This window comes from Leifsonia tongyongensis, assembly GCF_010686705.1.
In the GTDB taxonomy this organism is placed as follows: Bacteria; Actinomycetota; Actinomycetes; order Actinomycetales; family Microbacteriaceae; genus Diaminobutyricibacter; species Diaminobutyricibacter tongyongensis.
In genome coordinates this window covers 1,255,331-1,267,634 of record NZ_JAAGWY010000001.1, presented here as the reverse complement: position 1 = coordinate 1,267,634, position 12,304 = coordinate 1,255,331, and the positions used below count along the sequence as shown (strand labels likewise).

General features: G+C 67.9%; 10 protein-coding genes. 4 read left to right on the top strand and 6 right to left on the bottom strand.

Annotated elements, in window-relative coordinates:
- Window positions 1-16 precede the first annotated feature (16 nt).
- Window positions 17-466 carry a hypothetical protein gene (locus G3T36_RS06155; RefSeq protein ID WP_163288662.1) on the bottom strand — a complete coding sequence of 150 codons (450 nt, stop codon included), beginning with the start codon at window positions 464-466 and terminating at the stop codon, window positions 17-19.
- A gap of 37 nt (window positions 467-503) precedes the next feature.
- Complete coding sequence (locus G3T36_RS06150) at window positions 504-1,097, bottom strand: isoprenylcysteine carboxylmethyltransferase family protein (protein ID WP_163288661.1); 594 nt, start codon at window positions 1,095-1,097, stop codon at window positions 504-506.
- A gap of 134 nt (window positions 1,098-1,231) precedes the next feature.
- Here G3T36_RS06150 and G3T36_RS06145 point away from each other — a divergent pair, with 134 nt between their 5' ends.
- Both G3T36_RS06145 and G3T36_RS06140 read left to right on the top strand, forming a co-directional pair.
- Entirely contained in the window at window positions 1,232-3,622 is a 2,391-nt protein-coding gene (locus tag G3T36_RS06145) for a transglycosylase domain-containing protein (RefSeq protein WP_163288660.1), read from the top strand.
- Between the two features lie 78 nt (window positions 3,623-3,700).
- Window positions 3,701-3,895, top strand: coding sequence for a PspC domain-containing protein (locus tag G3T36_RS06140; RefSeq protein ID WP_163288659.1), 195 nt, complete (start codon window positions 3,701-3,703; stop codon window positions 3,893-3,895).
- A 245-nt stretch (window positions 3,896-4,140) separates the two neighbouring features.
- Here G3T36_RS06140 and G3T36_RS06135 read toward each other — a convergent pair whose 3' ends face one another.
- The gene (locus G3T36_RS06135) at window positions 4,141-4,791 is read right to left on the bottom strand and encodes a TetR/AcrR family transcriptional regulator (RefSeq protein ID WP_163288658.1); all 651 of its coding nucleotides are present in this window, start codon (window positions 4,789-4,791) and stop codon (window positions 4,141-4,143) included.
- A 106-nt stretch (window positions 4,792-4,897) separates the two neighbouring features.
- Here G3T36_RS06135 and G3T36_RS06130 point away from each other — a divergent pair, with 106 nt between their 5' ends.
- On the top strand, window positions 4,898-7,294 hold the full coding sequence (locus G3T36_RS06130; protein ID WP_163288657.1) for a glycoside hydrolase family 5 protein: 2,397 nt from the start codon (window positions 4,898-4,900) through the stop codon (window positions 7,292-7,294).
- A 1-nt stretch (window position 7,295) separates the two neighbouring features.
- On the opposite strand, the gene G3T36_RS06125 is transcribed toward G3T36_RS06130, so the two are convergent.
- From G3T36_RS06125 to G3T36_RS06115, 3 genes are all read right to left on the bottom strand, one after another.
- A complete protein-coding gene (locus G3T36_RS06125; RefSeq protein ID WP_163288656.1) occupies window positions 7,296-10,019 on the bottom strand; it encodes a cation-translocating P-type ATPase in 2,724 nt (907 codons plus the stop codon).
- Between the two features lie 39 nt (window positions 10,020-10,058).
- Window positions 10,059-10,862: a polyphosphate kinase 2 gene (gene ppk2, locus G3T36_RS06120; RefSeq protein WP_338031480.1), complete on the bottom strand. Its 804-nt coding sequence runs from the start codon at window positions 10,860-10,862 to the stop codon at window positions 10,059-10,061.
- Between the two features lie 177 nt (window positions 10,863-11,039).
- Window positions 11,040-11,525, bottom strand: a complete 486-nt coding sequence (locus G3T36_RS06115) for a hypothetical protein (RefSeq protein ID WP_163288655.1) — start codon at window positions 11,523-11,525, stop codon at window positions 11,040-11,042.
- Between the two features lie 197 nt (window positions 11,526-11,722).
- Here G3T36_RS06115 and G3T36_RS06110 point away from each other — a divergent pair, with 197 nt between their 5' ends.
- Entirely contained in the window at window positions 11,723-12,304 is a 582-nt protein-coding gene (locus G3T36_RS06110; RefSeq protein ID WP_163288654.1) for a TetR family transcriptional regulator, read from the top strand.

The following is a 12,304-nucleotide window of genomic DNA, read 5'->3' as shown; positions in this document are numbered from 1 at the left end:
CGGCCTGGGATGCAGCTCACTGCGGCGTCGTGTACTCGATGAGCGGCCCGCGGGTCACCTTGTGGTCGACGACGGCGACCATGCAGAGTACGTACGCCTTCTTCGGCCCGTACAGTTCGCCCATGAGCGCCGCGACGACGCGGGTGCCCCGTGCCAGGACCGCAGACCTCAGGTCGGCGAACGCGCTCACGTCGTGCGACAACGCGATCTGCTGGGCGATCGTCGCGTGGCTCTCCCAGCCCTGGACCGCATCCCACGCTTCGATCGTGCGCGATCCGTCGACCACGACGATGTCACTGAACCGCACCGGAAACGACCTCTCGAAAGAAGCCGCAGAGAAGCAGGTCTTCTGAGCAATCGACGAGTCATCGGGCGCGCGCCCCACAACCGCGGCGCCCACCCCGGTCGCGCCCGCCACGACGAGGATCGCAGCGGCCGACAGCACCCAGGCGCGTGCAGCCTTCACGGCGATAGTCTCCTCCGAAAGACGCGCCTGCGCACGGCTACCAGATGTACGGGATGAGGCGGTATCTCGTCGCGCTGAACTGCCGGTACGGCTCACCGATGCCGGCGAGCAGCGCACGCTCTTCGACGCGGATGCGGTAGACGATCGCGATCGTCGTCGGAACGACCGCGAACAGCAGGGCCAGCCAGTTGCCGAGAGCCAACCCGATGCCGAGGCAGGTGCACAACAGGCCGGTGTACGACGGATGCCGGAGTACGCGGTACGGCCCGCGATCGACGACAGGCTGATGCTCGAGCACCCGCACCACGACGGTGAAATAGCGTCCGAGCGTGATCACCGCCCAGGCCCGGAAGGCGATGCCGAAGACCATCGCCGCGCATCCGGCGACGAAGAACGCCTCCCGGCCGAACGGTATCGCTGCCGCCGTCACCTTGCCCGCGATGAGCATGGCGCCGACGATGCCGATCACGAATCCGAAGGCGACGACGATCAGGCTGGCGACCTCGCGGGCGCCGGCATCGCGGTTGCGGAAGGAAACCACGCGGATGCCCACCTCTGACGCCGCGAAGAGGAAGATCAGCGCGTTGAACACGATCTTCGCCGGGAGCACATCGAAGGGCAGCGGCTGCACAGGTGCGACTCTACGCGGCACGGACGGGCCGACTACTTAAGGCAAGGGCATCCACTACTGAACTCTTGTGCCCGGAGTACTCAAATCACGGCAAACGGACGAGTTCGCGGATTCTCAGTGCGGAGCATGGACTAATGAGACGAGCATTTCGAGCCCTCGGCGCCTTCGCCGCCTTCATCGGGATGAGCGCGGTAGCGGCAATTCTGGCCACCATCGCTGTGACCCCGGCCATCGGCGTCGTCGGCGGGGCCGCGAGCCATACGCTCGGCATCTTCGAGGGCCTCCCCGAGTACCTGACGATCGACGAGCTCGCCCAGCCCACCACCATCTATGCGAAGAACGGCGACGCGGAGGTGACCCTCGCCACCTTCTATTCGCAGAACCGCCTGCCGGCGACCTTCGACCAGATCTCGGTCGCGGCGAAGGATGCGGCCATCGCGGGCGAGGACCCGCGCTTCTACGAGCACGGCGGCATCGATGTCCCCGGCACGCTTCGCGGCGCGCTCAGTACCGTCACGCATCGTGGTGTGCAGGGCGGATCATCCATCACCCAGCAGTACGTGAAGAACGTGCTGCTGCAGAAATGCGAAGCATTGCCGCTCAAGACCACGGAGCAGCGGGCCGCGTATCAGGAGTGCGTCGACGAATCCACCGGCGTCACGCCCGAACGCAAGCTGAGGGAGATCCGGTACGCGATCGGCCTCGAGAAGAAGTACTCGAAGGCGACCATCCTCACCGGTTACCTCAATATCGCAGGGTTCGGCGGATCGGTGTACGGCATCGAGGCCGCCGCGCGCTACTACTTCGGCACGACGGCCAAGGACCTCACGGTCGCCCAGGCCGCGAGCCTGATCGCCATCGTCAACGAGCCGACGGGTCTCAAGATCGACGATCCGGGCAGCACGACCAACGGCGCCGCGAACGGCTACGCGGCCAACAAACAGCGCCGGGACTACATCCTCGGCAAGATGCTCGAGCACAAGAAGATCACGGAGGCCCAGCACAAGGCCGCCGTGGATACCCCGGTCGAACCACACATCACGCCGTCGGTACGCGGCTGCCAGACCGCAGGGGGCGCCGCCTATTTCTGCGATTTCGTGCAGAAGACCATCCTGAACGATCCGACCTTCGGAGCGGACCCGGATACGCGCGCATCGAACTTGAAGCGGGGCGGCTACAAGATCCACACCACACTCGATCTGGAACTGCAGCACACGGCCGAAGAGACGATCGCGAGCTACGTGCCGCCGACCTACGAACACGCGAACCTCGGTGGCGCGCTCGTGGGGGTCCAGCCTGGCAACGGCCGCGTGCTCTACATGGCGCAGAACAAGCAGTACAGTCAGGACCCGGATGTGCTCAGCACCGGTGCGCAATACACGTCGGTCAACTACTCCACCGACCAGGCCTACGGGGGGTCGGGCGGCTTCCAGGTCGGGTCGACCTACAAGGTGTTCACCCTGGCCGAGTGGCTCAAGAACGGACACTCCCTCGGTGAGACCGTCAACGCTGACATCCGCACGTATCAACAGTCCACGTTCACCGACTCGTGCGGCGGAGGGTGGGGCGGGCCCTGGAAGCCGGTGAACGACGCCCCTGGGGAGGAGGGACACCAGAGCGTGCTCAATGCAACCGCCGAATCGATCAACACGGCGTTCGTCGCCATGGCGCGGGAGCTCGACCTCTGCGACATCCGCAAGACGGCTGAAGCGTTCGGCGTCCACCCTGCGATCGGCGGCGACCTCGACACCAACCCCGCCAGCGTGCTGGGCACGAACAACGTCTCGCCGCTCACGATGGCGACGGCGTTCGCCGGCATCGCCAACGGTGGCAAGACCTGCACGCCGATCGCGATCGACGCCATCGTCGACGCGACAGGCAAGAAACTCCCCGCCCCCACATCCGAATGCACCCAGTCGGTCGCGCCCGAGATCGCTGCAGCGATGGCGTATGCGCTCCAACGGGTCATCTCGTACGGCACGGCCGCCGGGATGAATCCCACGGGCACGGACATGCTCGCCAAGACGGGCACCACCGACGGCAACGAACAGCTGTGGCTCGTCGCGGCGACGACGAAAGTCGCCGGCGCTTATTGGGTCGGCAACATCGACGGCCATGCCGACATGCGCAGGATCTATCCCACCCACGGCACCACACCCGCACGGGCCCGCACGTCGGTCATGCGAGCTGTGATGGGCGCCGCGGTGGCCAAATACGGCGGTGACGCCTTCGCGGCGCCACCGGCATCGCTCAGGCTCGGGAAGGCGATCGCGGTTCCCGACCTCACCGGCACGACCATCGCAGAAGCCCAGCACGCGCTTGAGGCGATCGGCTTGAACTATGAGGATGGCGGGGTTCAGGATGGCGGCGAGCCCAGCGGGACGGTCCACGCAACGTTGCCCGCGGCCGGCTCGTCCGTGTACCGGGGAGAGAGCGTCACCGTCTACACGAGCACGGGTCCTCCTCCGGCACCGGCTCCGACCCCGGTACCGACCCGACCGGCGACCCCGGAGCGCGGCCGTTAGGCGCTGAACGGATGATTCAGGGTCGGTTGGGGGGTTTCCCCGATAGCCACCACGCCGCATCCCGAGCAGGCTGGAACCATGAACACTCTCTACCGACCCATCAACGGCCGCATCATCGGCGGCGTCTGTGCGGCGTTGGCCCAGCGTTTCGGCTGGAGCCCGACGACCGTGCGGATCCTGTTCCTGCTCTCGTGCCTGCTTCCCGGGCCGCAGTTCATTGCGTACATTGCGCTCTGGATCCTCATCCCCTCCGAGTCGCCCGCGCGCGTCTGACCGCGGCGCGTGGCCGCGGTTCCGCTCTGCGACGCTCGTCGCACGCGTTCCGTCACCTGTTGTCGCGCGCATCGACCGGGGTTGCTCCCCGCACTAGTAACTTCCGAGCGCACTACGTAGACCACGTGCGGTGGGAAGGAAGTAGTGCGGCGAGCGCAGCGGCTCGGCCGAAGTAGTGCGGCGAGCGGCCGGTGCGTCCAGCGCGAGGGGCCGGTGCGTCCAGCGCGACCGCCCGGCGAGAGCGGCTACCGCGAGGCGCCCAGGATGCGCAGCGCGAACTCGACGTAGGTGTCGGCAACCGCATCCGCGGTCATCCGGGCGCCTGGGCCGAACCAGCTGGCGACGCGCAGTCCCATGCCGCCGATCGCGGCAGCGGCGAGCCACGCATCCGGGGTGCTGAAGCGCCCGAGCTCGATCCCGCGGTCGATCGTCCCCGTGAAGAGCCGCTCCGTCTCGGACCGCGGCCTGATCGAGCCGGCGACGAGTTCGGGCGACAGCGCCTCGAGCTCGGCATTGGCGACGATGGCGAGCATCGCGAATTCGGTGTGGAACAGCACATGGGCGCGCACAAGCGCGGCGAGCTGGTCGACCGGGTCCGCGCCTGCGCCGGCCATGGCATCCGCCAGCCTGCGCCGGTGCGCTTCGTGCCCGGCCTGGGCGAGTTCGGCGAGGATGTGCTCCTTCGACGGGAAGTGCCCGTAGAGCGTCGCCGACTGGATCCCCACTGCACCGGCGATGTCGCGAATCGAGGTTCCGGCGTAGCCTCTCTCGGCGAACAAGCCGAGCGCTGCCTCGAGGATTCTGCCGCGCGTATCCGGTGTCGCCATCGCGTCGGGCAGGACGATCCGCTCGGATGCGACCCGTCGAACGGATGGTGGCGCGGCCGACGAACTCATGCACATCCTCCCCTATGGCGTTCGAGCAGCGTAGCACCGTCCGATCGATCGATCGATAGTTATGTACAATCGACCGATCACAACCACCTTGTCACGATGGAGTGTCATGAAGTCGGTCCGACGTCCCGTTGTCGCGGTGTCCACCATGCTCGCCCTGGTCATCGTCCAGGCGCTCGCCGACCCCACCGGCCTGCTCGCCCTGGTCGGCTGGTCCGGAGCACAGCCGCGGCTGGAGGCCGGCGTGTGGCCCTTCGCTCCGTACGTCGTGTTCGTACCGGTGCTGCTCGGTGTGGTGTGGTGGGCGGCGGCAGGCGCGGGCGACCGCTTCTGGACCCTCACCGCTGGGGTGGTCCTCGCGGTACTGCTGGCGCAGGCCGCTGCGTGCCTGGTCATGACAGGGAACCTGCCTGTCGCCGCGTGGTCCGCCGGCTACGTGACGGCGAAGGCCATCCCGGCCGCGCTCATCGTCGCGGCGTTCGCCCGCTGGTTCGGTGGCCCGACGAGGCGCGAGCTGTACCCGGCAGGAGCGCTATGGCCGCTGTTCCGCACGCGGAAGACCGCCGCCGCGGGCTCGGTCTGGATCCCGGCTGCAGTCTTCGCGGTCGTCGCCCCGGTGCTCTCCGGGGTGTGGTGGACGGGCGCCGTGTACGCACCCGGCGTTCCGGCCGCCCGGCCCGACCGCGGCGCTGTGTCCGTGATCGTCGCCATGCTCCTGATCGCTGCCGCCACCGCACTCTGCGTCCGCTGGATGCGCGCCCGCGTCCCCGGCCTGCTGGGCGGATGGCTCGCGGCCCTCGTCGCCGGCGGAGTGGTCGGTCTCGTACAGGCGGTCATCGCCTTCGCCGTCGACGGGGGCCTGAACGGCGACCTGTGGCCCCTGATGGGCTCCTACGTCGCCGTCTCCGACGGGCTCGCGTTCGGCGCGTGCATCGGCTGGATCGTCGGCGTGAGCGCGATCGTCGCCGACCGGATGCGCGCCCGAGGCTGGTCACGGGTGCCGCGGCTCGCCGCCGCATCCGCCGCTGCAGTGGCTGTGATCGCGGCGCTCACGCTGCCGGTGACGACACCGGAGGCAGCCGCCGCATCCGCCGCATCCGCCGCATCCGCCGCATCCGCCCCCGCTGGTTTCCTCCGCGCCGACGGGCGAATCATCACCGACGGCCACGGAAACCAGGTGCTGCTGCGCGGAGTCAACGTGAACCAGCTCGTGGACTTCTACCAGCCGCGCGCCGGCGTGGCCGCGACCCGTCCGCTCACCGAGCGCGACTTCGCGGGCATCGCCGCGCAGGGGTTCAACGTCGTGCGGCTGAACCTGTCGTGGTCGGCATTGGAGCCGTCGCGCGGAAAGTTCGACGAGTCCTACCTGAAACGGATCACCGAGGCGGTCGGCTGGGCGAAAGAGCACGGCGTATACGTGGTGCTCGACATGCACCAGGACGGCTGGTGGAACGGAGCGACACCGGACGGCACCTCCTGCCGACCGGGCACGGACCCGATGTGGGGCTACGACGGCGCACCCGCGTGGGCGACGATCACGGATGGCGCACCGCGCTGCCAGTTCACCGGTCGCGACATCTCCCCCGCCGGCGACCGCGCGTTCCAGAACTTCTACTTCGACACCGAGGGCGTCCAGAGCGCGCTCATCCGCACCTGGCGGATGCTCGCCGCCACCTTCCACGACGACCCGACGGTCGCGGGCTACAATCTGCTGAACGAGCCGGGCTTCGGCGAGACGGCGCCGGTCACGACGTCGTACCAGCTCGGCCAGTTCTACGACCGGGCGATCAAGGCGATCCGCGCATCCGGCGCCCCGCAGATCGTGTTCGTGGAGCCGAGCATCCTCTGGTCGGGGCTCGGCTTCGACAGCGGCCCGACGCCGGGCTTCACCAGCGACCGCAACATCGTGTTCTCGCCGCACCTCTACGCCGAGTCGATCACCATGGACCGGTCGCTCGGGATCCCCGCGATCGTCGGGCTCGAACGCCAGTTCGGCCTCGCGCAGCGCGTCGCCGACGAATACGGCGTGCCGCTCTGGTCGGGCGAGTACGGCTACTGGGGTGACGTCAAAGACGTGGATGCGCGCCTCACCCGCTACGCGAAAGCCGAGGATGCGCGTGCCCTGGGCAGCGCCTACTGGGTGTGGAAGCAGGCCTGCGGAGACCCCCAGAACGGCATCGGAGACACCGGAAACGGCATCATGGTGCAGAACTGCGCGACCGGCGGAGACGGCCCGGCCCGCGACGACCTGCTCCGGATTCTGGGTCGGGCCTACCCCCGCTCGGCGCCCGGACGCATCACGACGCTCGCAGCGCAGGGCTCGGACATCCTGCTCGCCGGGCGGGCCGACCGGCGCGCCTGCGGACTCGACGTGTGGGTTCCGGGCGCGAGCAGGCCAGTGGTGCACACGGTGGGTGTCACGAACGTCGAGCTGACGGAGGTGCCCGGCGGCTGGAGCGTCAGCGGATGCGCATCCGGGCACTACACCCTGACGACGAGCTCGTAGCTCACACGGCGCGACGGGCGGCCTGGCGACGCCGCCGGGCCCGGAGGATCACCTTCAGCAGTTCGCCGAGGAGTAGCAGCACGACACCGGGCACGATGCAGATCCCCCACTGCGTCGCGGACAGCGGAACCGTGTGGAACACCCCCTGGAGCGCTTTCGTCTGCGTGATCAGGATGGAGCCGAGCAGGGCCCAGCCGAACGCCCACAGCAGCTTCGGGTTGCTGAAGGTCGACGACCCGAAGGCGCTCTCCTCCGGGTACCTCAGGTTCAGCGCGAGGAAGATGTTCATCACCGCCAGCCCCACCATCGCCATCGTCTGGCCGACCTCGAGCGAGCCGTAGGTCGTCTTGCCGATCTGAACGATGATCAGCGTCGCCGCCGCCATGTACAGTCCGTCGACGAGCAGCCGAACCATCATCGACCGCACGATGATCGGCTGGTTGAACGGGCGGGGCTTGCGGTCCATGATGCCCGGCGTCGCGAGGTCCAGGCCCATCACGGCGCCGATCGGCGCGACGATCGCGAGGTGGATCCACAACACTTGTGCGGGGCTGAGCAGCGCCGTGCCTGCGATCGCGAAAGCGCTCGAACCGATGAAGGCGAGGATGAACATGTACAGGTTGGCGACCTGGATGCGGATGAACTTCTGCAGGTTGTCGTAGACGAGCCTGCCTTCCTTGACCGCAGCGATGATGGTGGCGAAGTTGTCGTCGGCGAGGATCATCTTTGCGGCGCCTTTGGCGACATCGGTGCCGGTGATGCCCATGGCGATGCCGATGTCGGCGGCCGCGATCGCGGGCGCATCGTTCACGCCGTCGCCGGTCATGGCGACGATGTTGCCCTTGCGCTTCAGGACCTCCACCAGCCTGACCTTGTGCTCGGGGGCCACCCGGGCGATCACGCCGATGCTGTCCACCGTGGCGTCCGCCTCCGCGTCGCTCATCGCGGCGAACTCGGCGCCGGTCACCGCCCGACCCTCGATGCCGAGCTCATCCGCGATCGCGGCCGCCGTGACCGCGTGGTCGCCCGTGATCATCCGGACCCGGATGCCCGCCCGTCTCGCCTCCCCGATCGCGGCGACGGCCTCGGCCCGCGGCGGGTCGACCTCACCGATCAGCGCGGTCAGCTCGAGATCCTGCATCAGGGCCATCATGTCGCCGGACGGGTCGAAGGTCGCTGCGTCGAACTCGCGCTGCGCGAGGGCGAGCACGCGACGGCCCTGGCCGGCGATGCGTTCGTTCTCGGCGAGCACCTGTGCGCGCATCCCGTCGGTGAACGGTTCGTTGTGGTCGGCTGACATCCGTGCCGTCGATGACCTGCTGAGCAGGACGTCGGGCGCGCCCTTCACGTACGCGCGGATCACCGGGAGGCCGTCATCGCCGGGCATCCGATGGAACGTCGCCATGAACTTGTAGTCGGAGTCGAAAGGCACGGATGCGACCCGCGGGTTGTTCTTGCGGAACTCGCGGACATCCACCCCGCCCTTCTCGGCGAGCACATACAGCGCACCCTCGGTCGGATCGCCGACCACCTGGCCGTCGGTGATGTCGGAGTCGTTGCAGAGCGCGCACGGGTACATCACGAAATCGAGGTTGCGTTCCTCCTCGCCGCTCGTGAGCTGCACCTGGCCGTCGAAGCTGTAGCCCTCACCGGTCACCGTGTAGCGGTGCCGCACGGTCGAGATCTCACGCACCGTCATCTGGTTCAGGGTGAGGGTGCCGGTCTTGTCGGAGTTGATCGCGGAGGTCGACCCCAGCGTCTCGACGGCCGGCAGCACCTTCATGATGGCGTTCTGCTTCGCCATGTTGATCGAGCCGACAGAGAGGATCGTGGTGACGACGGCAGGGAGCGCATCCGGAATCGAGCCGACGGCGAGCGCCACGCCGATGCTGAACAGCGCCGCGAACGAGTTGCCCTGGGCCAGGCCCATGATCACGATGGCGACGAAAGCGAACAGCGCGGCGATGATGATGAAGATCGTGAGGCGGTCCACCTGCTTGGTGAGCGGGGTCTTCTCCACCTTCTGCTCCGAGAGCAGGCCGGCGATGTGGCCCACCTCCGACCCCATCCCGGTGGTGGTGACAAGGATCTCGCCGTGACCGCGCGTCACGTTGGTGTTCATGAACGCCATGTCGAGGCGGTCGCCGATCCCGACATCGGGATGGTCGATCGTGGCAGCATCCTTCTCGACCGCGACGCTCTCGCCGGTCAGCGCCCCCTCCTCGATCTGCAGCGTCGCGGCGAGGATAATTCGCCCGTCGGCGGGGACCCGGTCGCCGGCGTCGACGACGACGATGTCGCCCGGGACGATCTGGGAGGACTCGATCTCGACGATGTCACCGTCGCGGCGCACCTTGGCCATCGACTTCATCATCGTGCTCAAGGACGCCGCGGCCGCCTCCGCCTTGCCCTCCTGGTGGTAGCCCAGCCACGCATTGAACAAGGTCAGGATGAAGAGGCCCACGGCAGTGCGGTATTCATGGATGACCAGGCTGACGGCTGCAGCGACGACGAGCACGATCTGCATGTAGTCGCGGTAATGCTTCAGGAACCGCCGCCAGACCGGCTCGGGCCTGGCGGCCTCCAACTCGTTCGGGCCGTACTGCTGAAGTCGTTTCTGGGCTTCGGCCGACGTCAGGCCCTGAGCCGGGTCCACCTCGAGCCGGGTGGCGGCCTCATCCGGGGCGATCGAGTACCACGGTGTCTCAGCAGTTGCCGTCTCCATGACTTCCTCCTCAACGCTGGTGGTGCGGGGCGGTGGTGCTCAGAACGGGGTCGGGATCCGCCGAACGGTCAGGGCCGGTTCACGGTAGTCGCCGGCCTTCTGGCGTTTCGGCAACTCCACATCGTGCTGCCGCGGAGCTTCGTACGGCACCTGGCTGAGCAGGTGGCTGATGATGTTGAGGCGGCCGCGCTTCTTGTTCTCGTTGTCGGCGACGAACCACGGGGCCCACGCCGTGTCGGTCGCCTCGAACATGGCGTCCCGTGCGCGCGAATAGTCGTACCAGCGGCTGTACGACTTCAGGTCGATCGGCGAGAGCTTCCACGTCTTGCGCGGATCGTTGATGCGGCTCTCCAGCCGGCGGGTCTGCTCCTCTTCGCTGACTTCGAGCCAGTACTTGAGCAGGATGATCCCGGCGTCGACCATCGCTTTCTCGAACGCGGGCACCATCCGCAGAAACGCGTCGGACTGCTCGGGCGTGCAGAAGCCCAGCACCCGTTCGACCCCGGCCCGGTTGTACCAGCTCCGGTCGAAGATGACCACCTCGCCGGCGGCCGGGAAATGCGGCAGGTACCGCTGCACGTACATCTGCGACTTCTCGCGATCCGTCGGCGTCGGGAGCGCGACGACGCGGAAGACGCGAGGGCTCACGCGCTCGACGATCCGCTTGATCGTGCCGCCCTTGCCGGCCGTGTCGCGACCTTCGAAGACGATGCAGATCTTGGTGCCGGTCGCCTTCACCCACTCCTGCAGTGCGACGAGTTCGCCTTGGAGGACGGCCATCTCGGCCTCATACTGCTTGCGACCGAGCTTCTGTTGGCTGCCGTCGCCGCTCTTCTTGCCCACGGATGACCTCCCTGTCGACCGGTGAGGACGTCCGAACGCGCTCGCGGGCGATACTGCTTACCCAATACCCGCGTCCGCGTGCGCGTCAAGAGGCCGGTGGGCGTCGGCCCGCCGGGGCCGAGGGTGCACGTTCCGGTCGAGTGTGCCCGGTGTATCGGGCACGCTGGGCCGGGAGTGTCACGCTCGCCGCGACGAGACCAGGCGGAGCGGGCGGGCGTTGCGCGCCTCGACGTGCGCGTCGACGTACGCGTGGACGGCCTGGTTGAGGTGGTACTGCGTGTGCGCGAGCCGGGCTGCGTGGGTGGCCAGCACCGTGCGGGCGGCGGCACGCCGCGCTCGCGCCCTGAGCAGCGACGCCAGTGCCCCTGCGAGGACGCCGAGCAGGAGCGCAACGGCGAGCCATTGGACGATGGTCATCCACCCGGCGGGCACTCGCGCACCCACCGCGGCCCAGTAGCCTCCGGCGATCACGAGCAGAGCGACGAGGCTGACCTGGGGCGTCTTGCCCGCGAGCGCGAGCGGTTTCGCTTCGAGAAGCCGACGGGCTTCTTCGATCTCGCGTTCGTGCTGGCGGCGGCGATCCTTCGCCCAGCGCAGGTCGCGCTCGAGACGGCGGACGAGCAGCTGTGCGCTGTCATGGGTCGGGTTATGAACCTGGTACACAGACGTTGTCCTTCGGGTTGACGTGACTGTTCCAGACGCCAGTATGTCCGTAGACCGCTTGGTTAGCTAGACCATTCTGTCTGTCCGCGCCAAATGTGCCGCGAACTGGGGGTGCGCGACGTCAGCAATCTGGCAGTTATAAGATAGGCACACGGCTCACGATAGCGTTCATCCGAGCAGACCCTGAGGAGGTTCCCGTGGCCCGTCGCCTGACCCCCGAGGCCCGTCGAGCGGAGATCGTCGAGACCGCGCACCAGGTGATCGCCGAGAAAGGCTACCGGTCCCTCAGCCTCCGCGCCGTGGCGACGCGGTGTGGGATGAGCGCCCCGGGGCTGATGTACTACTTCCCCGACATGCAGTCCCTTCTCGAAGCGGTGCTCGAGCACCGCGACGAGGTCGACATCGCGGCGATCGTGCCCGAAGACCTCGGCGAGCAGTCCTTCGCCGACCTGATCGACGCCGCCGCCGCCTACTACGTCGAGCGAGTCGACGACCAGCGCAGTTTCGACGCACTCGAAGCCGAGGCCCTCGACCCGAACCACCCCGCACACAGCTGGTTCGCCGCTCGAAACGCGCGGAACATCGAGCTCCTCCGCCCCGTGATCGAACGCGAGTTCGCCGACCCCGACACGGCGATGAGGATGCTGCGCTACCTGTTCGACGGCCTCCGGCTCAACTGGCTGCGCAACCCGGACACCCGGGCCTTATTCGAGGATGTGCACGCCGTGCGGTCGTTCCTGCTGAACGGCCTCGAACGCAAGGTGCCCGCCGCCGGCTGA

Excerpts from the sequence above, each read along its gene's own strand:
- G3T36_RS06145 (WP_163288660.1), top strand. The coding sequence starts at position 1,232 with ATGAGACGAGCATTTCGAGCCCTCGGCGCCTTCGCCGCCTTCATCGGG.
- G3T36_RS06135 (WP_163288658.1), bottom strand. The coding sequence starts at position 4,791 with ATGAGTTCGTCGGCCGCGCCACCATCCGTTCGACGGGTCGCATCCGAG.
- G3T36_RS06125 (WP_163288656.1), bottom strand. The coding sequence starts at position 10,019 with ATGGAGACGGCAACTGCTGAGACACCGTGGTACTCGATCGCCCCGGAT.
- G3T36_RS06140 (WP_163288659.1), top strand. The coding sequence starts at position 3,701 with ATGAACACTCTCTACCGACCCATCAACGGCCGCATCATCGGCGGCGTC.
- G3T36_RS06130 (WP_163288657.1), top strand. The coding sequence starts at position 4,898 with ATGAAGTCGGTCCGACGTCCCGTTGTCGCGGTGTCCACCATGCTCGCC.